We start from the raw sequence: 26529 nt of genomic DNA on the forward strand, positions 1-26529 counted from the left end.
ACTCCTTTATTTGTTTGCAAAATCCTCTTCTGACATTACCGTAAAACCGTGTCTTCGAAATAAAGCTGTTGTTACGCCATAACCATCTTGTTTGTTTCCGTTAAATTCTCCCGTATAAATCGTAGAACTTCCGCAAGACGGACTGCGTTCTTTTAAAATGATGTATTCCGGATTCAAATCTTTTATTGCTTCTAAGGCTTTATAAGCCCCTTGAATAAAAGCTTCTGTTACATCGTTTCCATCTTTATCCATTACCATTGCTTCGCCATCTAGTACATCGTCCCCATTACCGCCGATGATTTCCGCTGATGGGCGCGGGGTTGGTAATCCACCTAATACTTCTGGGCAGATTAACACAGCTTCTTCGTTTTGTAATAACTCTTCTATTTTTGAGATTAGATTGTCATTTCCATCGTAACGACAGGCAATACCGCCTAAACAAGCACTAAGTACAATCATATTTTTCTACCTCAGTTCATTAAAAATTGATGAAGTCAACGCCAATTTTGCTTTTAAGTTTCTATTTATATACGAGGTGATAAAAATGGGAACTTTCTATAATTTAATGAAAACATACAGCGAATTTCAAAGTAAAGAAGAATTTAATACGTATCAACAGCAAATTTTTGTACGTTATCAAGCTGATATAAATAAAACGGATTTTTTAGTGATTCGTTTGTTAGGAAGGTATGCGATTAATGAAAAGCAAAAAACAGTTGGAGTTGCTTGTCCGTTAATGGCAACGATCGCAGCTAAGATAGGAAAAAGCATTCGTACGGTGCGGCGCTCTGTTGCAAAACTGGAGGAACTTAGGATTATTGAGCGGATTCCTACGAAAGAAAGACATAAGCGCGGAGGGTATAGTGCAAACTTGTATGTGTTTCGTAAAACTGCTATTGACCGCATGGATGACCGCATGGAAATGACCGCATGTGAAAAGAGAGAAAGTGTAGATGGATGTAAGAAGGAAGAGATGCAGGAAGAGAGGGAAAGAGTTCTTTTTAAAAACTATTCTCAAATACAAAAGAATAGAATAACGTATGAGCTTGATGAAACATATTGTCGTCATGATATTCCAGCTGAATTCATACATGCGATTGTACCGATGTCACGAAATCCACAAATGATTAATGTGCTTTGGAGTAAGGTGCAACTTGCTTATAAAAAGAGTGGATTATTAGAGCAAGGTATATTTTTGGAACAGTTAATAAATGATGAAGACATGCAGGCAAAGCTCATTTGGCGTGTGAAAAGTGTCGTCAGGGCGTATAAGTTAGGAGAAATTCGTAAAGATGTTAAGGCTCTTTTATATAGTACGATGCGAGATCTATTTCTAGATATTGAGTTAGAGTGGGGAGCGGCTATAAGAAGAAGCACCAAGGTGACTTTATTTGATCCATTTAAAAAAGAGTCATGTGTATAATACATGACTCTCCCTGATCAATCGAATTTTCGTACAACAGGAACGCGAATTGCCACAAATAATACAAAGACAATAACTGCGATGGCGCCGCTTTTCATAATTGTCACAATTGGAATACCAGCAGCAAGTGCGAGTGATGTGAATGCATAGGAAAGCGGGATGAAGCCCATGGATGACAGCATCAGTAAGCTCATGACGCGTCCCATCATTTCTTCTTTGACAGTAGATTGAATCATTGCCATTAATGGAACGATGGCCATGGCAATGGTAATGCCGTAAAATGCGCCTGCTAATAATGCTTGCCAAAGTGCTGTACTGAAATTAATCGATAAGAAGAAGACACCAGATAACAGCATCATAATGATGCAGAATAAGCCGCGTCTACGATTAATATTCTTAAGACCAACAATGACAGCTCCGATTCCCATACCGGCTCCAACAGCTGCTTCTAAATAACTAAATTGAAGCGAGTCACCATGAAGAACGTTTTTGATAAATAATGGGAAACCAACTTGCATCGGACCGATTAAAAATAAATTTAAAAAGGCGCTGCAAATGAGGAATGTTGAAAGAAAAGGCGATTCCTTAACATACAAAATCCCTTCTTTAATAGATGTAAACATTCCTTTGTGTTTATCGTGTTCGATTTGCAATGTAGACTGGATTTTTTGGACGAGTATGGCGGCGACAATTAGTAAAAGAATTGTAATCGTAAAGATTGTCTCATAGTTACTAAATTTAATAAGGATTCCCCCAAGTACAGGTCCTAAAATTACGGATGCTTGGTTTGTCATTTGTGTAAGTGAATTCGCTTGTGTTAAACGATCTTTTTCTACGAGCTCAGGTAGAATGGAACCATCCGCTGACCAGAAGAAGGCGTCCGCTAATCCGAAAAATAAAGCAAACAAAGCAAATGTATATAATGTTACATGACCGACGATAAACCAAACAAGAATCGTTGCAACAAGAAGTGCACGAATGATATTTGAGTAAAACATAATATTTTTTTTCGGAAATTTATCTGCGACGGCCCCGCCGACAATCATAAAGATAAGCCTTGGGACGCTAAGTGCAACAAAAACAACGCCTAGTGAAGCTTCGAGATTTAATGTTTTCGCTATGTACCATGTTTGGGAAAAAGTAAAAAAAGCTAAAGCAAAGCTTGAAAACAGTGTAGCTGCCCAGAGAAATAGGAAGTTTGTATTTTTTAACAAAGGTGTTCTGCTTTCTGCTGGAGCAGATTTGTTTTGTTGTAGTTCCTCCATATTGCTTCCTTTCTATATAACAATTTTGAATGAATATAAAATCCTGTTAACACTCGTTCTATACAGTTTCTAATATTTCTATACTGCACTTTTTCATTGTAGACAATAATATTACATTTGCCCAGTGTATTTTTTAAGGAAAAAAAGAGGGGAGTCATCTTACAGTAGAAAACATAAAAAAAACCATCAGACGTTCTCTTCGCCTGGAGTGTTTGATGGTTTTTCATGTTAGGATTTCATGACTTGAATTCCTTTTACGATATTCCAAATAAAGAAGTATAGGCTAATAATACCACAAATGCATAAAGTAATAATCGCACCGATGCCAAGTGTCACATCAGGTTGATTGGAACCAAGTCCCATAATTCCTACTACAATCATTCCTACAAAGGCTGCGATACTTGGAATAATATGTGTCCATAGCGCTCGCTTTGCATGATATTTCGTTTCATCTTCACCTATAATCCAAACAATAATTGGGAATAAAATAGGAGCAAAGAAAACACTCCAGTATGAAAAAGCAGATAATAATTTATTTCCGTTCATATATATCACCTCATGAAATAGTGTTTGTTGTTATACTTTTAGTATGAGGTAGAATGCAGTAAAGTACTATCGATTCATCTTACAAAAACCTCACAGTTTTGTAAGGTTTGGAGAAATTGAATGTATATGTAATGAAATGATAAATATGGATTGCATTATAAAATGTAGTATAGTAAAAAAAACAGCGAAGATTCGCTGTTTCTTTTGAGGTAAAGAGTGTAATACATGAAATGGATTAAGCAAGTGCGATATGAATATCAACCTGTGCATCATTTGGATCAATAGCTCGTTCATCGTATAGTTCAAAGTCTATTGTGAAAGCGCGTAAGCAATTTTATAGTCAGGGGTTATATACCCGTCAATCGTTCTTCCATATATTTCGTTTGCTATCGAGTCCGTCCATACTTCAGATTCCCTCTGTGTGTCAAAAATAACATCTTCACTTTTCCATCTAATGTCCATGTCAAAAGCCGCCTTTAAAAAATGCTTTATCTATAATTATCCTATAACGTTTTAACCTTTGTCACTTGTTTACATAGAATAAAGAAGACGCAATTTCTGCCTTAGAAATTGCGTCTTTGTTATCATACCTATAAATTAAAACATACTAGAACTATGCATTGGTTGCAGTTTTGCATTTGGATCGAAGTAAGCTTTTGCATTGTTTACTGCTGTTGGTGCTTCACCAAAGCCACATGCAATCAGTTTTACTTTTCCTTCATATGTACAAATGTCACCAGCTGCGTAAATACCAGGGATGTTTGTTTCCATTTTAGAGTTTACAAGGATGCTGTTCTTTTGAATGTCTAAGCCCCAATTTTTAATTGGACCAAGAGAAGAAACAAAGCCGTAGTTTACGATGACATCATCAACGTCGATGACAACTTTTTCTTCTGTTTTTACATGTTGCAATACAACTTGTTCAATTTTATCTTCGCCAATTAATTCAACCGGAACGTAAGGTGTTTTTACGTCTGCACGGGAGTTCATTAAGTTTTCTACGCTGTGCTCATGAGCGCGGAATTTATCACGGCGATGAATGATTGTTACTTGTTCAGCGATTGGTTCCAACATCATTGTCCAGTCCACTGCAGAGTCGCCGCCGCCAAATACAACGACGCGTTTTCCGGCGAATTTGTTCATATCATCAACGAAATAGTGTAAATTTTTCTTCTCGAATTTTTCCACACCCTCTAATTCCAAACGGCGTGGTTGGAAAGCGCCATTACCAGCTGTAATAATGACAGACTTAGAATAGTGCGTTTCTTTATTTGTTACAAGCTTAAATACGCCATCAGCTTGCTTTTCAAGTGTATCAACTGCTTCTTCTAGGCAAACAGTCGGTTCAAACTTTTTCATTTGTTCTTTTAAATTATCAACAAGTTCTTGTGCGCGTACTTTCGGGAATCCCGCAACGTCGTAAATATATTTTTCAGGGTATAGTGCGGATAATTGTCCTCCAAGCTGCGGTAAGCTTTCAATAATTTTTACACTGGCCTGTCTCATTCCGCCATAAAACGCTGTGAATAACCCTGTTGGACCTCCACCGATAATCGTTATGTCGTAAACTTTTTGATTTTCTGTCACTATTTATTCCCCCTATAGATGGAATTTTGATATTGATTCCATATATTGTTCATATGTATACGGAAATCCTGCAAATAAGATTGCACTTTACAATAAAAATGATAACATATTTCAGTTTATAATACTGCAAGAAATGACTGAATTATATGTAAGCTTGTGCATAGATAGGATGAAAATGTATAAAATATACCAAATAGGTAAATCGATGAAAAAAAGGCTAAAAAACCCTTGAAAACGCTATGTTATTTTAAAATATTGATAATTCCCTAGGCGCTTGAATTATGACATAAAACCGACTAATATAGGAAAGTATTATGTTAATTTTTTATGACAAATTTCGTAAGATTTTTTGAATACGTTTTGTTATGCTTGAGAATGTGAGGAATTCCACATTCTTGACAAAGTAAGTGTTTAGTACTTTGGTCTTATTTTTTATTACTATTATATAAAGAAAAGGGTTGTGATTGAGTGAAAACTCCAAAAATCGTAGTTTTAGGTGCAGGTTATGGCGGGATGATTACGACTGTTCGTCTGCAAAAAACATTATCTGTAAGTGAAGCTGAAATTACGTTAGTAAACAACAACAGCTATCACTACCAAGCAACTTGGTTACATGAAAGTGCAGCTGGTACATTACATCATGATAAAATCCGTCTCGACATTCAAGACGTTATTGATACAAATAAAGTAAACTTTGTACAAGATACAGTTGTAGAAATTAAGGCAGCTGAAAAACGCGTTATCTTAAAAAATGCTGAGTTAGAGTATGATTACTTAGTAATCGGTCTTGGTTTTGAGTCTGAAACATTTGGTATTAAAGGATTGAAAGAGCATGCATTCTCTATTACTAACATTAATGCAACTCGCCAAATTCGTGAGCATATGGAATACAAGTTCTCTCAATATGCGACTGAAAAACGTGATGAGTTAGTAACAATTGTTGTTGGTGGCGCAGGATTTACAGGTATCGAGTATGTAGGTGAGCTTGCAAATCGTATTCCTGAACTTTGCAAAGAGTATGATGTTCCACGTGAAAAAGCACGTATCATCTGTGTAGAAGCTGCTCCATCGGCACTTCCTGGTTTCGATCCAGAATTAGTTGAGTACGCTGTAAAACAGTTAGAGAAAAAAGGTGTAGAATTCCGCATCGGTACAGCAATCAAAGAAGCAACTGAAGAAGGTATTCTAGTTGCGAACGGTGACGATGTAGAATTACTTAAGTCTGAAACTGTTGTTTGGGCTGCTGGTGTTCGCGGTAACGGTATTGTGGAAGAGTCTGGCTTTGAAGCAATGCGCGGACGTGTAAAAGTTGATGAGTATATGCATGCTCCAGGTCATGAAGATGTATTCATGGTTGGTGACGCAGCGTTAATCATCAATGAAGAGATTAATCGTCCATACCCACCAACAGCACAAATTGCAATTCAACAAGGTTACAACATTGCACACAACTTAGCTGTGTTAATTCGTGGTAAAGGCGAAATGAAGAAATTCGTATTTGATAACAAAGGATCTGTATGTTCATTAGGACATGACGATGCAATGGGCGTTGTTATGGGGAAAAAGTTAACAGGATGGAAAGCTTCCTTCATGAAGAAAGTAATCGATAACCGTTACCTATTCCTACTTGGTGGACCTTTATTAGTTCTTAAAAAAGGTAAATTAAAGTTCTTTTAGTATATAGTAGAAAAAAGCAGAAACGGCTATGAGTCGTTTCTGCTTTTTGTGTAATACAAGCTTTTCTTACACTTCTATTTCAGCGTACATTCAGTGTATAAGTAGAAGTTCTTTTTGGGCGAAAAGCAACAAAAAACCAAATTACATTTGTGATGGATACTGCTGCGCAAAGAATGATGACTCCTAAGAAAGAGGAGGCGTTATAGTCACCTGTGCGTATTATAATAGATACGACTACAAGTATCACAAGATGTACGAATATCCCCATACTGCAAAGAAAAGCCATGATAAATCGTATTGCCTTCACCCCTACGATATAAAGAAGTAGAGGTACGATATAAAATAGTAAAATCATGCCGATTGATTTCCACATGCCTAAAGAGTTAAATTTATTTGCATTAGGTCCTAAATCAGCAAGTGGTGAAAGTGAAATGGAAACTAAGACAGAGCAGAAGAGTAATGCGGAAACTAATGTTGCAAATACAGTACTGGACTTTTTTGATTGATTTCTCATTTTACTTTTTACTCCTTTCGCAATGAATAGGTGTGATGTAATATTCAAGGAAGAATTTTGAAGGAATTTGAGACATTTCTAAAGGGAGCAAATACCCTATATTCACATTATATCAAATATATGGAAAGTGATAAATGAGATAGAAGAGTAGAAAGAAACGTATCAACTAAGGAACAAGGAAGATTATATTATTCTCACTGAAAAATATAGTATAATACATAGAAAAGAATGAATATTCTGTTCGTTTAATTGGAAGGGGTTTTACATCATGGGGAAACGTGGGAAGGTCTGGTTAGCTGTAAGTGGACTAGTAGTGACAAAGGATGGTAGATGGCTCTTCGTTAAGAAAAAATATAGTGGGTTAAAAGGGAAATGGTCATTACCAGCGGGCTTTGTCAATGAAGGCGAAACGATTGATGAAGCTGTTAAACGTGAAATTTTGGAAGAGACAGGTATTACTGCACATGTAAAAGGCGTGATTGGTATTCGCTCTGGTGTCATTCGTGATGAAATTAGTGATAATATGATTATTTTTCTACTCGAACCAGAAGGAGAAGAGGTTACGGTTCAAGAAGAGGAATTGTCGGAAGTAGCATTTTTATATCCGAAAGATATTGCATATGATCAAAATACTTCTATATTAATTCGATATTTATTAGAAGGGAATACAGGATCAATTCTTGAAATGGATCCAACATTAAATCCAGGAGAGCAATTTGGATATACAGCGTATCATGTGTTTACGGCGGGAGAGAAGGAGATGGGGAACAAGTGAGTATACCGGTACTACTTATTTCAATGATGTTGTTTTTTATACTGTTCTTCGGAATTGGATTTTTACTTAACATGATTTTACGTGCGACTTGGGTAATGGTTATCATTTATCCAATTGTTTGCATACTAATCATTAATAAGTCAAGTGTTTGGGAATATTTTTCAAAACCGAAAGAAACGTTTTCCTCATTTGGAACAAGTGTCTCGCATCTTGGACAAGCGGATCTCTTTATTTTATCAACTGGATTAATCGGGGCAATTTTGTCCGGTGTTGTGATAAAGAAACTACGTCAAAGCGGGTATCAAATGTTTTAATCTCCAGCTTCCTGGGGATTATTTTTTTTTGCATATTTCTACATCGTATGGGGAATGACTAACGATGAAGGAGTGTGGAATATTAAAATGTTAAAACGATATGGTATTCGCATTATGATGACTTGTTTACTTGTAGCAGCTTTATGTGTGACATGGCAAGCATTCACAGGAGTCTCTTTAATAGAGATTATAAAAACATATCAGGGAAGCGATGTAAAAGAAGTACATGCGGCAGAAGTAGAGCAACGAGTTGTTCCGAGTAAAGAAGTGATAAATGCTTTAGAACAGGGAAGAGACTGGTCTAAATACCGTGTAATGGAAATGACAGCAACTGGTTATACGTCAGGGATAGAATCAACTGGTAAAAGACCCGGACACCCAGAGTATGGCATTACATATTCAGGTGTAAAGGCAAAAAGGGATATATATTCTACAATCGCAGCGGATTTACGTGTGTTTCCGATTGGAACCATTCTTTTTGTACCAGGTTATGGGTATGGTGTGGTAGCGGATAAAGGTGGAGCCATAAAAGGAAATAGACTCGATTTATATTATGAAACTGTTCAAGATGTATATAGTGAGTGGGGCAAGAAGAAGGTAAATGTATATGTAGTGAAACTGGGTAACGGTAAGTTAACAGAAGAGCAGTTAACGCTGCTGAACCAAGATGAAACGCTGCAGGTATTTCGCAGCCAATATTTGAAACAGAGATAGTCTAGTGGGGTTAACGCTAGACTTTTTAATTTGTCCTGGTTCACAATATAAGAAAAATGGGGTGGGGAAGTGGAAGATTATCCGTTGGCATACTATGAGTTTTTTGTGAAATATAATGAAGAAGATTATTATACGTGTCACGACTTATTAGAAGAAATGTGGCTGGAAGAGCGGAGCAACTTATTTTTAAAAGGTTTATTACAAATGGTAGTTGCTCAGTATCATTATAGTTATGGAAATATAAAAGGGGCGCGAATGATGATGGAAGTGGCGGAGCAATATTTGACACCGTATTGCCCCTTGTATTGGAGCTTAGATGTAAACGAGGTCGTGGCATTTATTCAAAAGTGCCGGAAAGTAATACCTGAACAGATAGAGAAAGTCCCATATGAACAAGTGCATAATTTGCCGTCATTACCGGAGCTTATTCTATATATGAAGTGACATAAAAAAAGTGAAGTGCAAGAGAAGTTGGAATTATCGCATTTTCAAGAAAATACAGTTATAATAAAAATAGCGAAATCTAGGGGGTGTGAACATGTTTCAAGTACAAAAAGAATTAGCAAGCCATGAAGCAGTCATCGTTGCTTTATTTGAAGAAGAAAAAGCGAGTAGTTTTGTACAGGAATTAGATAAAGCATTTGAAGGACAATTACAAGTTTTATTAGAAGAAAAAGAGCTTTCTGCAAAGAAAAAAGCCATTTCCAAAGTACATAGCTTAGGAAAAACAAATGTAAAACGTTATTATTTTGTCGGTCTTGGCAAAAAAGAATCATACTCAACAGAAACGTTACGTGCTTCACTTAGTAAAGCATTTAAAACATTAAAAGCTAATAAAGTGAAAGAAGCTGCGATTTTACTTGATTCATTCGTAACAGATAAGTTAGACGCAATTGATGTTGCACATATTGCCAATGAAGTATCTTGCCAAAGTACATATGATTTACAAACATATAAAACGGACAAAAAAGAAAGTGTAGAGCTAGAAAATTTTGTGGTTATTACAGCAGAGGATGCAAAAGAAATCGAAGCTGCATTAACAGTAGGATATGTGCATGGACGTGCTACAAACTCAGCTCGTACACTTGTAAATATGCCGCCGAACGTATTAACAGCAACAAAACTTGCAGAGTATGCTGTTGAATTAGCTGAGAAATATGACATGGATTATAAGGTGCTTGAGAAAGAAGAAATGGAAGAGCTTGGTATGGGGGCATTACTTGCCGTAAACCAAGGTTCGACAGAGCCACCAAAAATGATTGTTCTTATTTATAAAGGAAAAGAAGAATGGACGGATGTTATCGGATTCGTTGGAAAAGGGATCACATATGATACAGGCGGTTATTCTTTAAAACCACGCGAAGGCATGGTAGGAATGAAAGGTGATATGGGCGGTGCTGCAGCAGTTCTTGGCGCAATGGAAATTATCGGTGAACTTCGCCCAGAGCAAAACGTAGTCGCTGTTATCCCATCAACAGATAATGTCGTGAGCGGTACAGCATTTAAACCAGATGATGTAATTACATCTATGAGCGGTAAAACAATTGAAGTATTAAATACAGATGCAGAAGGCCGCCTTGCATTAGCTGATGGTATTACGTATGCGAAGAAACTTGGTGCAAACTATCTTGTTGATATTGCAACATTAACAGGTGGTGTTATCGTTGCGCTTGGAAATCATACAACAGGTGCAATGACAAATAATGAAGTACTATATGAACAAGTGTTAGAAGCATCAATGGAAACAGATGAACCAATTTGGCAATTACCGATTTTTGAGCGTGATAAAGAACGCGTTCGCAACAGTAAATTTGCTGATTTAAATAACTCACCAGGCCGCGAAGGTCATGCGGTAATGGCCGGAACATTCCTTGGCGAGTTTGCAGAAGAAACACCATGGGTACATTTAGATATTGCAGGGACATCTGATACAACGAGTGCGCATGATTTAGGTCCAGCTGGAGCAACGGGTGCAATGGTTCGTACGCTTGCGACACTTGTTGAACGCTTTGGAGAAGAATAAAATAGGTGTAGAAAAGGCAGCGAATTACGCTGCCTTTTTTATAAAGAAATGGTATATAAGGTTCCGTTTAAAGCAAAGGATGTGCGACCCGTTTCTTCAGAGACAACTAATATGAGTGCATCACTTTTTTCTGATAAACCAATTGCAGCTCGGTGACGTGTTCCAAACCTTGAATCAATTTCTGTATTCTTTGTTAGTGGGAGGATGTTTGCTGCTGAAACAATATGATTATTTTTAATGAGAATAGCTCCATCATGAAGCGGATTTCCTGGATAAAAGATGGATTCCAGTAGTGGAACGGTTAAATACGCTTCAAGTCTTGTTCCGGTTTGAATCAGGGAATCAAGTGGATTATTTCTTTCTACAACAATTAACGCACCATGTTTCCTATCGCCTAAATGTTGAATTGCTGTTGTAATGGAAGCATAGCCTGATGTGAAGGGTGATAAATAGGCCTTTAAATAATAAGAAGCTGCTAGTGTTTGAACATTGCTTAGTAGATGATGAATTTCTTCCATTTTACATAAAATGCACTCACCGTCTTGTTCAACGGTTTGCTTCATGTCCCGTAATTCGGTCTCTACAACTTCAATCATTTGTTTCGTTTTTATTTTTAACTCTTCTGATAATCCCCATTCTTCCATTTTTCTCACCTTTTTGTTAAAAGTATATAGCGTTAGTGTATACAAATTCTAACAGTAAAATCCTGCTAGATTGCAAAATGTATTGAGATACTTACCGTTTTTTTCATATAATGAGGTTATGACACGCGAGAGGAGATAAGATAATGGATTGGAAAAAAGAATATAGTCGCTGGCTTTCATATGCAAACTTAGATGCAGAACTAAAAGAACAGCTAGAAAATATGCAGCAAGATGAAAAGAAAATAGAAGATAGCTTCTATAAAAACTTAGAATTCGGTACAGGTGGTATGCGTGGAGAGCTTGGTGCTGGTACGAACCGTTTGAACGTATATACAGTTCGAAAGGCAACAAAAGGATTGGCACACTTTATTGAAAAATTAGGTGAAGAAGCGAAGAAGCGCGGCGTTGTTGTAGCGTATGATTCTCGTCATAAATCACCTGAATTTGCAATGGAAGTAGCGGCAACACTTGGTGCACATGGTATTACAACATATGTATTTGAAAGCTTACGCCCAACACCGGTACTCTCTTTCGCAGTTCGTTATTTACATACAGTAAGTGGAATCGTTCTTACGGCAAGTCATAACCCACCTGAATATAACGGGTATAAAGTGTATGGAGAAGATGGTGGACAACTGCCTCCAAAAGAAGCCGACGAGTTAATTAGCTACGTAAACGAAGTAGAAGATGAATTAACAGTAGAAGTTGCTGATGTGGAACAGTTGAAAGCGGACGGCTTATTACATATGATTGGACAAGAAGTAGATGATGCATACTTAGCAGAGTTAAAAACAGTCATCATCAATAAAGAAATGGTACAAGAAGTTGGAAAGAACTTAAAAATTGTCTTTACACCATTACATGGAACATCCAATATTCCTGTGCATCGCGGTTTAGAGGCAGTTGGATTTAAAGATGTAACAGTTGTAAAAGAACAAGAGTTACCAGATCCAAACTTTTCCACAGTAAAATCACCAAATCCAGAAGAGCATGCGGCGTTTGAACTTGCGATTCGTGACGGTGAAAAAGTAGGCGCAGACGTGTTAATCGCAACAGATCCAGATGCAGACCGTCTTGGCGTAGCTGTTCGTAATCACGCTGGTGAGTACCAAGTGTTAACAGGGAACCAAACAGGTGCGTTAATGCTTGACTATTTATTATCACAAAAGAAACAAAATGGTACACTTCCAGAAAATGGTGTTGTATTAAAGACAATCGTAACTTCTGAAATCGGTCGTACAATTGCAAAAGCATATGGTTTAGATACAGTAGATACATTAACTGGATTTAAATTTATCGGTGAAAAGATTAAGCAGTATGAAGAAAGTGGACAATATGACTTCCAATTTGGCTATGAAGAAAGCTATGGTTATTTAATTCGTCCATTCTGCCGCGATAAAGATGCAGTACAATCTGTACTGTTTGCATGTGAAGTTGCAGCATACTATAAGTCACAAGGCAAAACATTATATGATGGTTTATTAGAAGTGTTTGCGAAATACGGATTCTTCCGTGAAGACCTTGTATCATTAACGCTAAAAGGAAAAGATGGCGCAGAGAAAATTCAAGAGATGATGGCATCGTTCCGTGAAAATCCACCAAAAGAAGTAGCTGATTTAACAGTGACTTCAGTAGAGGATTATAAAGCAAGCATCATTACATCTCTAGAAGATGGAAGTAAGGAAGAGATTCACTTACCGAAATCAAATGTGTTAAAATATCAATTAGCAGATGGTTCTTGGTTCTGCTTACGTCCATCTGGAACAGAGCCGAAAATCAAGTTTTATTTTGGTGTGAAAGATGATTCCTTACAAAATAGTGAACAAAAGTTACTTGCTATTAAAGAAGATATCATGAATCGTTTATAATAAGATAGAGTGTTACTTCCATTAATGAAGGAAGAGGAGAACGTAGAACGGCCTCCTCTTTTCTTGCATGTGGGAAAAATTCGCTTGCTAAGGGTGAAAGAACATTTCACTGTATAGAAGATATAGAATTACACCATACAATAAAAAAAGATATTTGATGATTAGAAAAGAGGGTATTTGTTATGAAAAAAGTGAGAAAAGCGATTATCCCTGCTGCGGGATTAGGAACGCGTTTTTTACCAGCGACAAAAGCAATGCCAAAAGAAATGCTTCCGATTGTAGATAAGCCAACGATTCAATATATTGTAGAAGAAGCAGTGGCATCTGGAATTGAAGATATTATTATTGTTACTGGTAAAGGAAAACGCTCTATTGAAGATCATTTTGATAATGCGTTCGAGTTAGAACAAAATTTATTAGAGAAGAAAAAATATGAGTTACTTGAAAAAGTACAGGCTTCTTCTAAAATGGTTGATATTCATTATATCCGTCAAAAAGAACCAAAAGGATTAGGTCATGCAGTTTGGTGTGCGCGTAAATTCATTGGTGATGAACCATTCGCTGTTTTATTAGGTGATGATATTGTTCAAGCTGAAAAACCATGTTTACGTCAATTAATTGACGAATATGATAAAACACTTTCATCTGTTATCGGTGTGCAAACTGTTCCAGAAGCAGAAACACATCGCTATGGAATCATTGATCCATTAGAACAAGAAGGTCGTCGTTATCAAGTTCGAAAGTTTGTTGAGAAGCCAGTACAAGGTACAGCACCTTCAAACTTAGCAATTATGGGACGTTACATCTTAACACCTGAGATCTTTATGTTCTTAGAAAATCAAAATGTTGGTGCAGGTGGCGAAATTCAATTAACAGATGCGATTCAAAGTTTAAATGAAATTCAACGTGTATTTGCTTATGATTTTGAAGGAAAGCGCTACGATGTTGGGGAGAAATTAGGCTTTGTTCAAACGACAATTGAAATGGCACTTCAGCATGAAGAATTAAGAGATGACATGCTTGTTATGATGAAGAAAATTTTAGAAGAGCAAATGAAACAAGAATCTTAAGATAAAAAAGAGTTACTCAACGTATGGAGTAACTCTTTTTTCATTGTTATAGTGTTGAATGAGAATGTTGATAAGCAGAACGACGAACTGCATAATATATGCGAGGTGCAATGACAGCGCCGATAATTGTAAAGATAATATCTTTAACAGCGAACCACATCATAATTGCCCAAGCTGCTTTGTAGCTCATATTTCCGCTCATCCAGAAGTTTACAGCTGCATACATATAAGTAGTACCAATGATATACGTTAAAATAATTCCGGTAAAAGATGCAATTGCAAATGTACCGAACTGTGGTTTTTCTCTTTGTTCTACTAGTTTTCCTGATACGTAAGCAACAATAATAAATGCGATAATAAAACCACCGGTAGGGTCTAACAGTGCACCAAACCCAGCTTTGAAATTGGCGAAAATCGGTGCTCCTGCAATACCAACAAGCATATAAACAGTCATAGATAAGGCACCAAGTCTACTTCCGAGAAGAAGGCCTGCTAAAATAGCGAAAAATGGTTGCATAGAAAGTGGGATACCAGCTACTTGTAAAAAAGGTGCCCAAGATACGATATTTGCACCAATCGCCATGAGTGCAACGAACATGGCAGCTAATGCTAAATCTAAAGCGCGTAATTGTTTCATAATGTTAACCTCCATTTGTCAAATGGTTAACATTATCGTAGCGAATTCATTTATCTGTTGTCAATTAAAATGTTTTGATAGTTAGGCTTTAGTGAATCTCTAAGTAATGTGTATGGAATCCGAAATTGCGGAATGCCACTTGAGTAAGGAGCAATCTCATATAAAGAGAAATAGACGACAAGGTTATCTGGTTCTAAAAAGTAGTTGAATTTCTTTGTGCTCATCACTTTTTCAGCTGCATCTGGAAAGTAAATACTTTCATTTTGTTTAATTTGTCTAACGATTTCTGTACGAATGATATCTTTATAGTTGCTGTCTTTTTGAAATAAATCAGCTAAACGTAGTACTTTCTTTTGTTTTAGATCAAATGTATTTGCTTTCCATGTATATATGCCGTGCGCTCCGCCCGTATATTGATAATAATTTACATATAAGCTAAGCAAGGGAGACTGTTGTAATGTGACTTTATAATCGACATTTGCAATATACGGATGAAAAGGAGCGCCTGATTCCTGAGCTTCTTTATAGTATTTTTTTGCTTCTTTCGCTAATGTTGTTTTAAAACGATCTGTAGTTGTTTTATAGTATGTATTCAACTTCTTTTGAAATTCTGGATCGTAAAAGTTGCTAAAGTAAGGCCTGCTAATTTGATATTCTAAATAAGGTTTCTTACCTTTTTGCGTAACAGTCTTAATATCGATTGTTAGGTTAGAAGGGTGGGCTGCATTCGTACAATTTGGTACAATAATGAGCAAGGAGACTAAGAGTAATAGAGTACAAAATTTATTTTTCATGTAGATGGAACCTCCTTAGATAAGTGCTATGGATAGTTTGAAAATAAATAGGGAAAATTATACATTTTCAAATGAGGAAAAGGGGGAAGTAACATGCCAAAAACATTAATGGATGCACTTGGGATTGAGCTGTTAGAAATGACAGAAGAGAAAGTGGTAGCAACTATGCCAGTAGATGGACGTACACACCAACCGTTTGGTTTTTTACATGGCGGGGCATCAGTTGCATTAGCAGAAACAGTAGCGAGCGTAGGTTCCTATAATTTAATTGATCAGGAAAAGTGTATTTGTTTTGGACTTGAAATTAATGCGAACCATATCCGTTCGAAACGTGATGGAATTGTAATAGCAATCGGCACACCAATCCATAAAGGACAAACAACAATGGTTTGGGATATACGCATCATTGATGAAAATGATGATTTATTGTGCATTTCAAGATGTACAGTAGCAATTAAAGAGAAACGTGAAAAATAGGATCGTCAATATATCAGCGATTTTTCGAATATATCGACCGCCCGACAATATGCGACATAAGAAAAGGCTGCCCAGAGGCAGCCTTTTCATAATTAGAACTGAATTTTCTTCTCTAAGAAGCCTTTTAGCTCACTAATTGGCATACGAACTTGTTCCATTGTGTCACGGTCACGTACTGTAACAGCTTTGTCTTCAACAGAGTCGAAGTCATATGTGATACAGAATGGTGTACCGATTTCGTCTTGACGACGGTAACGTTTACCGATAGAACCAGTTTCATCAAAGTCTACCACGAAGTCTTTTGCTAGTTCTGCGAACACTTCCACAGCGCCTTCAGATAGCTTTTTAGATAGTGGTAAGATAGCTGCTTTGTACGGTGCTAAAGCAGGGTGGAAACGAAGAACTGTACGAGAATCGTTTTCTAATTGCTCCTCTTCGTATGCATCACATAAGAATGCTAATGTTACGCGGTCTGCGCCAAGAGATGGCTCGATGCAGTATGGTACGTAACGTTCGTTCGTTTGTGGATCGATATAGTTAAAGTCTTCGTTAGAATGTTCCATATGACGTTTTAAGTCGAAGTCTGTACGAGACGCAACGCCCCAAAGTTCGCCCCAGCCAAATGGGAATTTAAATTCAATATCAGTAGTTGCGTTACTGTAGTGAGATAATTCTTCTTCACCGTGGTCACGAAGGCGCATGCTTTCTTCGTGCATACCAAGTGATAGTAACCAGTTTTTACAAGTGTTACGCCAGAATGTGAACCACTCTAGTTCTTCACCAGGCTTACAGAAGAATTCAAGTTCCATTTGTTCGAATTCACGTGTACGGAATGTGAAGTTACCAGGAGTAATCTCGTTACGGAAACTTTTACCGATTTGGCCAATACCAAATGGAAGTTTCTTACGCATAGAGCGTTGCACGTTTTTGAAGTTTACGAAAATACCTTGTGCTGTTTCAGGACGAAGGAAGATTTCGTTTGTGCTAGATTCAGTAACACCTTGGAATGTTTTAAACATTAAGTTGAACTGACGGATTTCAGTGAAGTCTTCGCTACCGCAGTCTGGGCATTTTACTTCGTGTTCTTTCATCAAGTCAGCCATTTGATCGAAAGTAAGACCGTCAACGATCATTTCGATACCTTTTGCATCTAATGCGTCTTCGATTAATTTATCAGCACGGTGGCGCGCTTTACATTTTTTACAGTCGATCATTGGATCGTTAAAGTTACCAACATGGCCAGAAGCTACCCAAGTTTTAGGGTTCATTAAAATCGCCGCGTCTAAACCAACGTTGTATGGAGATTCTTGAATGAATTTTTTCCACCAAGCTTTTTTAACGTTATTTTTTAACTCGATACCAAGTGGACCGTAGTCCCAAGTGTTTGCAAGACCACCATAAATTTCAGAACCAGGGAAAACGAAACCACGATGCTTCGCTAAGTTTACAACTTGTTCCATTGAATACATAATAAAAAATCCTCCTTTTAAAAGTTAACGTATTGGCGACGACAGGGTGTACTTGTGAAGCGGCAATTTTCTTGAGCGAGCCAAATACAAAAAAGCTCGTCTCTAGGCATTTATGCCTAGGGACGAGCTTGTATATACCCGCGGTTCCACCCTAGTTGATGAGTGTGTAAACACGCATCCACTTTATCACGTATTGCTCGAGACTGCCGTTTCCTCGCTTTTTCAGGCTTTCACTGTCCCTGAATCGCTTTTTGTGCAAGTACTTATAAGTCCGTCATCGCTACTATATTTAATAATAATGACCATATTCTATCACGTTCCTTTTTAAATCACAATAGAGGAACGCTTGTATCTGCATACATACAAATAGAAAAACTGATAGAAAACCTTTCTTTTTGGGGTGGGAGAGAGGATCCGGCCGTGGATAGAAGCGGTCGGATCCTTCTTTCGCCCCATGCCATGTGAAAACAAAGAGAGAAAATAAGTGCAGGGCCCTTTTTTCTTCATAGCCGCGAGTTGTATGTTGGAAAATCAAAATGTATATATGATAGAGTTTCGCCTATTTTACTACTCTCTATTCTGAGGAGACGCTCATTGTTGCACGAATATGCTTAATTGCTTCTCGTTTACTTAAGGGAGCGAGTTCGTTGTTTTGAACGTATTCCCATACGACATTTGGGCTTGTTTTTGCATATTCACGAAGTACCCAGCCAATTGCTTTTTGGATAAAAAATTCTTTTGAAGATTTGAGTTGTCCAATGATTGAGAAGAGAAGTTTTTCATCCATTTGTTTTTTATATTTCAGCTGAAATAAAATTGCGGAACGCTGTAACCATATATTTTCTGAAGCAATCCATTTCGGAATATAGGTAGGAATGGCCTCTGGATGTTTCAAGAAGATGTCCCCTAGGAATGTAGGGACGATACCATCAACGGAATCCCACCATGACTTTGTTGTAATGAGCTCTTCTAAGAAAGGGATGTGGGTTTTATTGAGATGTTTTTTATATTTCTGTAATAAATCAAGAGCGGCGGCTTGAAATTCACGTTCAGGTAAAGACCAGAGTTCACGGATGACGATTTGAAAATCCTCTTTGTCTGGAATTTTATGTACTTGTATTACTTCACGTAATAGCTTTCTTCTTTCCGGTGTTTGAATACCGAGAAAGGGAAAGTGATTTTTCATATAACGAGCCATTGGTTCGGCTTTTTCAAGGTTTTGATGTGCGATAAACTGTTGCTGTAAGGCTTTGACAAATAGGTGCATAAAATCGTTCTCCTTTCAGGCTTCTTGTTCATATTATATAAAGAAGTAATACGAAATGGATATAAAAATATGATGAGAGTAGAAAGGAGAGGGAGCAATGGAAGATCAAGGTATATTTGCTGGTTTTTTAGCGCTAAGTTTTACTTTTATTTTAATTATCGTAATTTGGGGTATCCTTGCGTATGTATTAACGGCATTTGCACTTTATACGATGGCGAAAAATGATGGTGCTAATGATGGTGTTCTTGCTTTTATTCCGTTTTTAAATAGTAAAGTGTGGGGGGATTTGGCAAGGGAGAAGTTGCCTGGCTTTTTGAAAGAAGAGGCAGGGTGGAAAGTATTTGGGATATATGTTCTATGTTTTATTTTGAATTTTGTTCCAATTATAAGTGTGCTAGCAACAGGAGTCTCGCTTGTTCTGTCAATTTATTTGGTATATGCCATTTTGGACCGGTATGGTACGAATTCAGTATTATTTACGATTATTCATGTGATAACATGTTCCATTTTTCTTCCGATTCACCTGTTTTTAATTCGAAATGAACCAACGAAATATTAGAATTTATTGTATATAATTATGTTGCATATTGTCGATCGGTCGATATTATTATATAAAAAAGGCTATCGCGTATGGCGATAGCTTTTTTTATAGTGACTTTTAAGTGAGCCACTGCCGCTTTTTATGGAATCTAACTCCAGTGGCTAGAATATTCGGTGGCTTCGCTTCTTCCGCCGAGGCAAAGGGCGCCTCTATGTCAGAAGCTCCATCCCCCTCACATTCTAAGCGAGCCACTGCCGCTTTTATAACTATATTAAGTAACGTAGATAAATATAAATGTGAGAAATAATTAATGAAACGATCATAATTGGGAAACCGACTTTTAAGAAGTCCATGTAGCTAAATTTATGTCCTTCACGGCTTGCGATTCCTGCTACGATTACGTTAGCAGAAGCACCGATTAATGTTCCGTTTCCACCTAGACAAGCTCCGAGTGCCAATGACCACCATAGTACATCGATTTGTGCATCAGAAGGTGATAGACCAAGACCGACTGCCATATCGTTAATAAGTGGAATCATTGTTGCAACGAATGGAATGTTATCAATTGTTGCTGATGCAATACCAGATACCCATAAAATAAGGATAGATGCGTAAGAAATATCTCCGCCTGTTAAATTAATTACTTTTTGAGCTAGCATTTTAATAAGTCCGATATCGATAAGTCCACCAACGAGTACGAATAGACCAGCAAAGAAGAAAATTGTAATCCACTCTACGTGAGCAAATACTTCTTCAATTTCATGTTCTTTTACACCAATTAGCATAAGTACAGTAGCACCTGTTAATGCAATTACCGCTGCATCAATGTGGAAAATAGAATGAGTCATGAATCCAAGAATTGTAAGGCCAAGTACTGTTAAAGATTTTTTCATTAATACAGGGTCTTTAATGTATTGCTTTTCATCTAAGCTCATTAATTTTTTAACTTGTACAGGATCAGCGATGAGCTGCTTGCGGTACATAAAGTAAATCATTGTTGCTGTTACAGCGATAATGATAATTACGATTGGAGCTAAGTTGAATAAGAAAGCATTAAAATCTAAATGCTTGTTCGCAGAACCAATCATGATGTTTGGTGGGTCACCAATTAATGTTGCAGTTCCCCCAATATTCGAGAAAATAATCTCAGAAAGTAAATATGGAACAGGATTTACTTGTAAAATGCGCGTAATAGATAAAGTAACAGGAACAACAAGAAGTACAGTTGTTACGTTATCTAGAAATGCAGAACCTAGCCCGGTAAGCAAGGAAAGAGAAATTAAAATCTTAATTGGATTTCCTTGTGCTTGTTTAGCTGCTTTAATCGCAACATATTGGAACACGCCTGACTTACTTGTAATGTTTACTAAAATCATCATACCGATGAGTAGCGTGATGGTTCCCCACTCAATATGTTTTGTAAAAGCATTGTGTAAATCAACAACACCTACTATTACCATAAGTGCTGCACCAAGAAGTGCGATAACAGCACGGTTAATTTTTTCTGAAATGATAATGGCATATGTAATTAGAAAGACTGCGATTGCAAAGTAATATTGCCAGTTTGCAATTTCTTGCGTTGTTTCGTGCAAAAATTCCATCTCCTTTCGAATAACTTTTCTTAGTGTGTCATAAATTTCTGGAAGAAACACACTTAAAGCCATTATAAAGTAGAAAAATGTCGGGTGTAAATGAAAGGATTTGTTTTGTCATATTTTCTGTGGAAATGAATTTTTCTCCTTTTTGAAAATATTTGCGGTTATTTGACATATACATAAGATACATCCAATCTGAATGATTAGCATTCGAGCCTGTTCGTGTAGGAGGACAAAGTAGACGAAATGATAAGGAAGGGATCGTATGGATGAAAAACAATTTTTATTTTTAGATTTCGAGTTCACGATGCCTCAAAATAGGAAAAAACCAAATGGTTTTTTCCCAGAGATTATTGAGGTAGGACTTGTATCAGTTATTGATTGTGTAGTGGAAGATACGTATTCATCTTATGTAAGGCCGGAAACTTTTTCATGCTTAACAGAGCGGTGCAAAAAATTTTTAGGTATTAAACAGGAAGCAGTAGATGGAGGGATTTCTTTTTTGGAACTTGTTGAGAAACTTGTCCAATATGAAAAACGTTGTCAAACAACGATTGTAACGTGGGGCAATATGGATATGAAAGTATTAAAGCGTAATTGTGAGGCTGTAGGTGTAGCATTTCCTTTTTCGGGACAATGCCGAGATTTATCACTCGAGTATAAACGTTTCTTTGGCGAACGGAATCAAACTGGATTATGGAAAGCGATTGAAGCCTACGGGAAAGTAGGAACGGGGAAGCATCATTGTGCGCTTGATGATGCGATGACGACATATAATATTTTTAAGCTGGTCGAAAAGGACAAAGAATATTTAGTAAAGCCATCTCCGCCGACTTTAGGTGAGCTCATAGACTTTTCGAAAGTGTTAAAGAAAGTGAGTACACAATAGCGACCAAATTACAAACTATGTAATTTGGTCGTTTTGTTTTTACAGCTTGTAATCTTGTTTTAATTGCTGTAGCGTTTGCAAACTACGCCTCGCAAACGGAGAATCATCTTCTGAGAAGGCATTCATTTGTGCTTCTAATGCGATTTGCAGAGATTCTTTATAATCCGGTATGTCACCTTCATATTTTTTAACCATTGTTTGCGGAATATTTGTTTGTTCGCGAAAAGCTAAAGCACGTCTTTCATGGAAAAATGGAACATCCGCTTGCTTAACATTATGTAAATCACCTTGCGTAGGATGCTTTAAAACAGCTAATACTTTGACAACATAGCTCCCAGGACGGCTGTTTGTAATTTCACCGATATACTTTCCTGTTTTATAGATACCAGTAACAATATCACCAATTTGGAATGTTTCGCTCATATTTTTCACCTCAATTTTATAGTAAGGAAAGTGGGGAATAGAGTCAAAGAAATCATTTGTTGGATAATGATTTTGAAAAGTTAAGTGCGCCTGTGATGAGAGAAATGTTATACTTTAAAATGATATAACAGAAAATTCTGATGAGTTGAAAGGATGAAGGTATGCATCATTTGCTTCGATGAATTCACAGATATAGATGTATTTTTGCCGTGGGATTTACTAAATAGAGTAAGGTTGGTTGGAAAAATAAAGGATTGGGAAGTTAAGATTGTAGGAACGAAAGCAGTACATACATCGGTGGCAAGGCTTACTATTCCTATGTCAGGGACAATTGAGGATATGAAAGATGCGGATGCAGTTATATTTGCTAGTGGCCCAGGAGTACGGCTTCTTATTCATGACCCGGATTATTTAAATCAGCTTAAACAAAATCTTGAAAAACAACTGATCGGTTCCATGTGTTCGGGTGCTTTAATACTTGGGATACTGGGATTATTAACTGGAAAAAGAGCGACTACTTATCTTACAGTTGCGAGGCAGTTATCGAAATATGGTGTTCAGTTGTAGAAGAGAGTTTCGTGAATGTTGGTAACGTATCGACTGCTGCCGGAGAAGATATGGTTCATAAAGTATTGGAAAGTGTAAAACCAGTAGGAGAAACATTACAGATACCAAAACTGTAGAAAAAACAAAGGAGTGATCTTTATGATGCCTTTATATTTTCCAGAAGATAAAACAGAATATATTATTCCAGGGATTGTTTGTGTTTTATTTATAATCGGTGCAATTGCAACGTGGCGCATGTTTATTCGCGTATCAAAGAAAGAGGCAGAACGTTTGCAGAAAGTGGAACAAAAGTTGTTAGCGGAAAAGAAACACTAATTCGTTTTTGTATGTTTCCCTCTATGCTCGGACAATCTAAGGGCAGAATGTATTTTGGAGGGAATTGTGATGAAAAAGCAGCTTTTATTCGGGTGTTGTTTGCTGATTCTTATGGCAGGCTGTGATAAAGGAAATCCAAAAGAAATTGATGTGAAATTATATAATGCTTCTGGTGATAAAGTTGGAACAGCAAAGGTCACTCAGCAAACAAGTGGTGTGAAAATATCCATTAATGCAGAAGGATTCAAACCGGGAGCTCATGGATTGCACATTCATGAAATTGGAGAGTGTAAAGCACCTCGTTTCATATCAGCTGGTAATCACTTTAATCTAGATAAGGAAAAGAAACATGGACTTATGAATCCAAAGGGAGCAGAGAACGGTGATTTGCCAAATGTAATTGCTGATGATACAGGGAAGATTAAGGCAGATATCGAGGCACCCCAAATAACACTTGAAGAAGGAAAAACGACGATTCATCGAAAAGATGGTGCATCTATTATTATTACGGAAAAGCCTGATGATGGTATGACACAGCCTGCTGGAAATTCAGGGAATCGAATAGCTTGTGGTGTCATTGTAAAAAAGGCATCAGCTAATAATAAAAAATAGAAGCTACCTTCGAAAGGGTAGCTTTTTAGTTGACTATGAAAATGTATACTTAAGTCTGTTCAGTATTTCTTCAAGTTGTTTTCTTGGACAACCGATGTTAATACGAATATGCTGCTCTCCGCCTGTTCCGTATTTTTCACCTGGTTCAACGATAATTTTTCCCTTGTCTTCAAGTTGTTTTGTGCGTTCTTTTTGAGACAGTCCAAGGCGAGAACAGTCAACCCATAGTAAAAAAGTACCTTCTGATTGAATGACAGAAAGTGCAGGAATATGCGTTTCAATAAATTCACGAGCAAATCGAGCATTTTCTTCCATATATAAACGGATTTCTGTTAACCATTCGTTACATTCTGTATAGGCACTTTGCATTGCGGTATAAGCAAATATATTCAATCCGTGGAATCCTTGGCGTTGTTGTACGGATGTAAAGGCGTGGCGAAGTTTTTTGTCAGGAATAATAATAATAGATGCTTGTAAGCCTGCAATGTTAAATGTTTTACTTGGCGCCATGCAAGTGATGGTGCGCATTGCTAATTGTTCGGACAATGAAGCAAATGGTGTATGTGTATGACCTGAGAAAATCATGTCTGCATGAATTTCATCTGAGACGATGGTTACATTGTACTCTTCACATAGTGTTCCAAGTTTTGTGAGCTCCTCTTTTGTCCAAACGCGGCCAACAGGATTGTGTGGACTGCAAAGAAGCATGAGTTTTACACCTTGTTTAAACTGTGTTTCTAAATGTTCAAAGTTCATTGTGTAAAAACCATTTTGCAAATGTAATGGGTTTTCACACAGACGGCGCTGATTTTTTATGACCATATCAAAGAATGGAGGATAAATAGGTGGTTGCACCAGTACAGTATCATTTTCATTCGTTAAAGCCTGCACACTAGTGCTGAGAGCAGGAACGATGCCCGCACTAAATACAATCCACTCTTTTTTGATCTCCCAATTGTATTGGCTTCTCGTCCACTGGCAAATCGTATCCGTGATTTCTTCTGGCGGTATTGTATACCCGAAGATAGGATGCTCAAGTCGTTTTTTTAGTGCAGTCTGAATTGGTTCTGGGACCTCAAAATCCATATCTGCAATCCATGCATGAAGAAGCTCCTTGTTTGGATATGTATCCCACTTCACACTATGGGTTCCTCGGCGGTTTACAGTTTTGTGAAATTGCTGCATATATGTTCTCCTCTCTTTTGATGAATTATTTTGTGAAAGTGCTCTCACTTCTTCTAGAATAGCTGATATGATACGATAAAGAAAAGAATTAAAGTGAAACTTTTATCGTTGTGAAATTTCTTCATTCTCAATGATAAAAAGTGGAAAAGGCGGGAAGTAGATGGGTGCATATGAAAAGATGGTAGAGTTGGTGAAGAATTGGGATCCTTTTCAAATGGGACCGGAATTTTATGAAACAGAAGCAAGCGATGTTGTGTACGTGGTAAGCGCGTTTGACGATCCGAAATATATTGCAAAAAAAATCCAGCATATTTATTTCATGTCGTTTGAAGAAGTACCAGCTATTGAAAAATGCGAGAAGCTAGCAGCGGAATTACTCGTATTAAAAGAAGGCGGAAGTTGTTCATTGTAGGCTGTCGGGTGTTCCGACAGCCTTTGTTTTTTGATAGGAAGTTCGTGTCGCCGATATATGGATACTACTGTGCTGAAAATGCCATGATTTCTTCATATACATGCTCTGGTTTTTCCTCTGGTAGTAAGTGTCCTGTATTTTCATATGAAATAAATTTAGAGTTTGGCAAGTCTTCGTGTAACCGGTGCCCAACATGAACAGGAACAATGCGGTCTTTTTCACCCCAAATGAGTAAAGTTGGCGTTTCAATTTTTCGTAATTCAGCTGACGATAAATCTCCTTCGCGGTCTCTGATCATTCGCGTTAAAGCAGGGAAAATGCGGTTATCGTAAAAGGGAGCAGCGTAGCCTTCCATCATTTCATCATCAATTAAAGAGTGGTCATGAACGACATTCATTAAATTATGAACAATGCCTCTTCTTATAATCCAGTTTTTTACGTATAAATGAAAGAACGGTAAATAGGAAGAGTAGATGAGCGGGAATTTAGCCCTTGTTAAGTAGCTTGAGCTACATAGTAAGATTGTTTTTGCAATTAAATCAGGACGTATGCGATTGACATAGAGTGAGATTTGTCCGCCCATTGAATGACCGACTAGCACAATATTTTGCAATGCTAAATGTTCCATTAAATCGATAATTACAGTTGCTAAATTATGATAGGAATATGTAAATTGATTTGACTTATCACTTTTTCCAAACGGTGGTAAATCAAGTGCGACAACAGTTCCTTCTTTTGCAAGCAGTGGGATGAGTCGCCGGTAACTAAATGAGGATGATAGAAAACCGTGAACGAGTACAAAAGTTGGTCTTTCCTCTTTACTCTGGTGCTCATATAACTCGTAATGAACAGTAGTGCCGCGAGTGGAAAAAGTGAAGTAAGGATGCGCTATCTCATGTTTCATTTTTTTTCACTCCATTGATTTT

The 26529-nt window shown here is 37.2% G+C and carries 30 protein-coding genes and 2 pseudogenes; 16 read left to right on the forward strand and 16 right to left on the reverse strand.

Going from position 1 to position 26529, the window contains the following annotated elements:
• Positions 1–6: 6 nt before the first annotated feature.
• Positions 7–459 carry a 2-thiouracil desulfurase family protein gene (locus Y7E_RS0104925; protein ID WP_017150180.1) on the reverse strand — a complete coding sequence of 151 codons (453 nt, stop codon included), beginning with the start codon at positions 457–459 and terminating at the stop codon, positions 7–9.
• 85 nt (positions 460–544) lie between these two features.
• Here Y7E_RS0104925 and Y7E_RS0104930 point away from each other — a divergent pair, with 85 nt between their 5' ends.
• Positions 545–1423, forward strand: a complete 879-nt coding sequence (locus Y7E_RS0104930) for a helix-turn-helix domain-containing protein (RefSeq protein WP_017150181.1) — start codon at positions 545–547, stop codon at positions 1421–1423.
• Between the two features lie 17 nt (positions 1424–1440).
• On the opposite strand, the gene Y7E_RS0104935 is transcribed toward Y7E_RS0104930, so the two are convergent.
• The 5 genes and pseudogenes from Y7E_RS0104935 to Y7E_RS0104950 all read right to left on the reverse strand — a co-directional run bounded on the left by Y7E_RS0104935 (position 1441) and on the right by Y7E_RS0104950 (position 4821).
• The gene (locus Y7E_RS0104935; protein WP_017150182.1) at positions 1441–2688 is read right to left on the reverse strand and encodes an MFS transporter; all 1248 of its coding nucleotides are present in this window, start codon (positions 2686–2688) and stop codon (positions 1441–1443) included.
• 228 nt (positions 2689–2916) lie between these two features.
• On the reverse strand, positions 2917–3234 hold the full coding sequence (locus Y7E_RS0104940) for a magnetosome magnetite crystal formation protein family (RefSeq protein ID WP_017150183.1): 318 nt from the start codon (positions 3232–3234) through the stop codon (positions 2917–2919).
• A 235-nt stretch (positions 3235–3469) separates the two neighbouring features.
• Positions 3470–3559, reverse strand: a pseudogene (locus Y7E_RS31375) (GyrI-like domain-containing protein); the annotation flags it as partial.
• A complete protein-coding gene (locus tag Y7E_RS33530; protein WP_017150184.1) occupies positions 3544–3696 on the reverse strand; it encodes a hypothetical protein in 153 nt (50 codons plus the stop codon). The pseudogene Y7E_RS31375 and the gene Y7E_RS33530, both read right to left, overlap by 16 nt.
• 135 nt (positions 3697–3831) lie before the next feature.
• Positions 3832–4821, reverse strand: coding sequence for an NAD(P)/FAD-dependent oxidoreductase (locus tag Y7E_RS0104950; RefSeq protein ID WP_017150185.1), 990 nt, complete (start codon positions 4819–4821; stop codon positions 3832–3834).
• Positions 4822–5289: 468 nt separating this feature from the next.
• Between Y7E_RS0104950 and Y7E_RS0104955 the strand changes: the two genes are divergently transcribed.
• On the forward strand, positions 5290–6498 hold the full coding sequence (locus tag Y7E_RS0104955) for an NAD(P)/FAD-dependent oxidoreductase (RefSeq protein WP_017150186.1): 1209 nt from the start codon (positions 5290–5292) through the stop codon (positions 6496–6498).
• Positions 6499–6577: 79 nt separating this feature from the next.
• Here the strand turns inward: Y7E_RS0104955 and Y7E_RS31380 are convergent, their stop codons facing one another.
• Positions 6578–7012, reverse strand: coding sequence for a DUF5391 family protein (locus Y7E_RS31380; protein WP_081584547.1), 435 nt, complete (start codon positions 7010–7012; stop codon positions 6578–6580).
• Positions 7013–7280: 268 nt separating this feature from the next.
• On the opposite strand from Y7E_RS31380, the gene Y7E_RS0104965 reads away from it, so the two are divergent.
• The 5 genes from Y7E_RS0104965 to Y7E_RS0104985 all read left to right on the forward strand — a co-directional run bounded on the left by Y7E_RS0104965 (position 7281) and on the right by Y7E_RS0104985 (position 10838).
• Entirely contained in the window at positions 7281–7787 is a 507-nt protein-coding gene (locus Y7E_RS0104965; protein ID WP_017150188.1) for an NUDIX hydrolase, read from the forward strand.
• Positions 7784–8101 carry a YuiB family protein gene (locus Y7E_RS0104970; protein ID WP_017150189.1) on the forward strand — a complete coding sequence of 106 codons (318 nt, stop codon included), beginning with the start codon at positions 7784–7786 and terminating at the stop codon, positions 8099–8101. The genes Y7E_RS0104965 and Y7E_RS0104970 overlap by 4 nt, the downstream gene beginning before the upstream one ends.
• A gap of 87 nt (positions 8102–8188) precedes the next feature.
• A complete protein-coding gene (locus Y7E_RS0104975; protein ID WP_017150190.1) occupies positions 8189–8815 on the forward strand; it encodes a 3D domain-containing protein in 627 nt (208 codons plus the stop codon).
• A gap of 69 nt (positions 8816–8884) precedes the next feature.
• A complete protein-coding gene (locus tag Y7E_RS0104980; RefSeq protein ID WP_017150191.1) occupies positions 8885–9259 on the forward strand; it encodes a DUF309 domain-containing protein in 375 nt (124 codons plus the stop codon).
• A gap of 94 nt (positions 9260–9353) precedes the next feature.
• On the forward strand, positions 9354–10838 hold the full coding sequence (locus tag Y7E_RS0104985) for a leucyl aminopeptidase (protein WP_017150192.1): 1485 nt from the start codon (positions 9354–9356) through the stop codon (positions 10836–10838).
• A gap of 38 nt (positions 10839–10876) precedes the next feature.
• Here Y7E_RS0104985 and cdaS read toward each other — a convergent pair whose 3' ends face one another.
• Entirely contained in the window at positions 10877–11482 is a 606-nt protein-coding gene (gene cdaS, locus Y7E_RS0104990; protein ID WP_017150193.1) for a sporulation-specific diadenylate cyclase CdaS, read from the reverse strand.
• Positions 11483–11625: 143 nt separating this feature from the next.
• Here cdaS and Y7E_RS0104995 point away from each other — a divergent pair, with 143 nt between their 5' ends.
• Together Y7E_RS0104995 and galU are read left to right on the forward strand one after the other, a co-directional pair.
• The gene (locus Y7E_RS0104995) at positions 11626–13350 is read left to right on the forward strand and encodes a phospho-sugar mutase (protein ID WP_017150194.1); all 1725 of its coding nucleotides are present in this window, start codon (positions 11626–11628) and stop codon (positions 13348–13350) included.
• A gap of 182 nt (positions 13351–13532) precedes the next feature.
• On the forward strand, positions 13533–14420 hold the full coding sequence (gene galU, locus Y7E_RS0105000) for a UTP--glucose-1-phosphate uridylyltransferase GalU (protein ID WP_017150195.1): 888 nt from the start codon (positions 13533–13535) through the stop codon (positions 14418–14420).
• Between the two features lie 46 nt (positions 14421–14466).
• Here the strand turns inward: galU and Y7E_RS0105005 are convergent, their stop codons facing one another.
• Positions 14467–15057 carry a biotin transporter BioY gene (locus tag Y7E_RS0105005; protein ID WP_017150196.1) on the reverse strand — a complete coding sequence of 197 codons (591 nt, stop codon included), beginning with the start codon at positions 15055–15057 and terminating at the stop codon, positions 14467–14469.
• 50 nt (positions 15058–15107) lie between these two features.
• Entirely contained in the window at positions 15108–15851 is a 744-nt protein-coding gene (locus tag Y7E_RS0105010) for a DUF3298 and DUF4163 domain-containing protein (protein WP_017150197.1), read from the reverse strand.
• 93 nt (positions 15852–15944) lie between these two features.
• Between Y7E_RS0105010 and Y7E_RS0105015 the strand changes: the two genes are divergently transcribed.
• A complete protein-coding gene (locus tag Y7E_RS0105015) occupies positions 15945–16328 on the forward strand; it encodes a hotdog fold thioesterase (protein ID WP_017150198.1) in 384 nt (127 codons plus the stop codon).
• A gap of 92 nt (positions 16329–16420) precedes the next feature.
• On the opposite strand, the gene Y7E_RS0105020 is transcribed toward Y7E_RS0105015, so the two are convergent.
• Together Y7E_RS0105020 and Y7E_RS0105025 are read right to left on the reverse strand one after the other, a co-directional pair.
• Positions 16421–17797 (reverse strand): glycine--tRNA ligase, encoded by a 1377-nt coding sequence (locus tag Y7E_RS0105020; RefSeq protein ID WP_017150199.1) that lies wholly within the window; start codon positions 17795–17797, stop codon positions 16421–16423.
• Between the two features lie 574 nt (positions 17798–18371).
• Positions 18372–19064: a DNA alkylation repair protein gene (locus Y7E_RS0105025; RefSeq protein WP_017150200.1), complete on the reverse strand. Its 693-nt coding sequence runs from the start codon at positions 19062–19064 to the stop codon at positions 18372–18374.
• A gap of 97 nt (positions 19065–19161) precedes the next feature.
• On the opposite strand from Y7E_RS0105025, the gene Y7E_RS0105030 reads away from it, so the two are divergent.
• The gene (locus tag Y7E_RS0105030) at positions 19162–19623 is read left to right on the forward strand and encodes a hypothetical protein (RefSeq protein WP_017150201.1); all 462 of its coding nucleotides are present in this window, start codon (positions 19162–19164) and stop codon (positions 19621–19623) included.
• A gap of 248 nt (positions 19624–19871) precedes the next feature.
• Here Y7E_RS0105030 and Y7E_RS0105035 read toward each other — a convergent pair whose 3' ends face one another.
• Positions 19872–21269, reverse strand: coding sequence for an ArsB/NhaD family transporter (locus Y7E_RS0105035; protein ID WP_081584549.1), 1398 nt, complete (start codon positions 21267–21269; stop codon positions 19872–19874).
• 196 nt (positions 21270–21465) lie between these two features.
• On the opposite strand from Y7E_RS0105035, the gene kapD reads away from it, so the two are divergent.
• Positions 21466–22089 (forward strand): 3'-5' exonuclease KapD, encoded by a 624-nt coding sequence (gene kapD / locus Y7E_RS0105040; RefSeq protein WP_017150203.1) that lies wholly within the window; start codon positions 21466–21468, stop codon positions 22087–22089.
• A gap of 39 nt (positions 22090–22128) precedes the next feature.
• On the opposite strand, the gene kapB is transcribed toward kapD, so the two are convergent.
• Positions 22129–22512, reverse strand: a complete 384-nt coding sequence (kapB, locus tag Y7E_RS0105045; RefSeq protein ID WP_017150204.1) for a kinase-associated lipoprotein KapB — start codon at positions 22510–22512, stop codon at positions 22129–22131.
• A gap of 153 nt (positions 22513–22665) precedes the next feature.
• Here kapB and Y7E_RS0105050 point away from each other — a divergent pair.
• The 3 genes and pseudogenes from Y7E_RS0105050 to Y7E_RS0105065 all read left to right on the forward strand — a co-directional run bounded on the left by Y7E_RS0105050 (position 22666) and on the right by Y7E_RS0105065 (position 24006).
• Positions 22666–23195, forward strand: a pseudogene (locus tag Y7E_RS0105050) (DJ-1/PfpI family protein).
• Between the two features lie 22 nt (positions 23196–23217).
• Complete coding sequence (locus Y7E_RS33535; RefSeq protein WP_017150207.1) at positions 23218–23394, forward strand: hypothetical protein; 177 nt, start codon at positions 23218–23220, stop codon at positions 23392–23394.
• Between the two features lie 69 nt (positions 23395–23463).
• Positions 23464–24006: a superoxide dismutase family protein gene (locus Y7E_RS0105065; RefSeq protein ID WP_017150208.1), complete on the forward strand. Its 543-nt coding sequence runs from the start codon at positions 23464–23466 to the stop codon at positions 24004–24006.
• A 33-nt stretch (positions 24007–24039) separates the two neighbouring features.
• On the opposite strand, the gene Y7E_RS0105070 is transcribed toward Y7E_RS0105065, so the two are convergent.
• On the reverse strand, positions 24040–25191 hold the full coding sequence (locus Y7E_RS0105070; RefSeq protein ID WP_017150209.1) for a MalY/PatB family protein: 1152 nt from the start codon (positions 25189–25191) through the stop codon (positions 24040–24042).
• A 160-nt stretch (positions 25192–25351) separates the two neighbouring features.
• Here Y7E_RS0105070 and Y7E_RS0105075 point away from each other — a divergent pair, with 160 nt between their 5' ends.
• Positions 25352–25603 (forward strand): DUF1871 family protein, encoded by a 252-nt coding sequence (locus Y7E_RS0105075; protein WP_017150210.1) that lies wholly within the window; start codon positions 25352–25354, stop codon positions 25601–25603.
• Between the two features lie 64 nt (positions 25604–25667).
• On the opposite strand, the gene Y7E_RS0105080 is transcribed toward Y7E_RS0105075, so the two are convergent.
• A complete protein-coding gene (locus tag Y7E_RS0105080; RefSeq protein WP_017150211.1) occupies positions 25668–26507 on the reverse strand; it encodes an alpha/beta fold hydrolase in 840 nt (279 codons plus the stop codon).
• Between the last annotated feature and the right edge of the window lie 22 nt (positions 26508–26529).

The organism is Bacillus bingmayongensis, assembly GCF_000299035.1.
In the GTDB taxonomy this organism is placed as follows: domain Bacteria; phylum Bacillota; class Bacilli; order Bacillales; family Bacillaceae_G; genus Bacillus_A; species Bacillus_A bingmayongensis.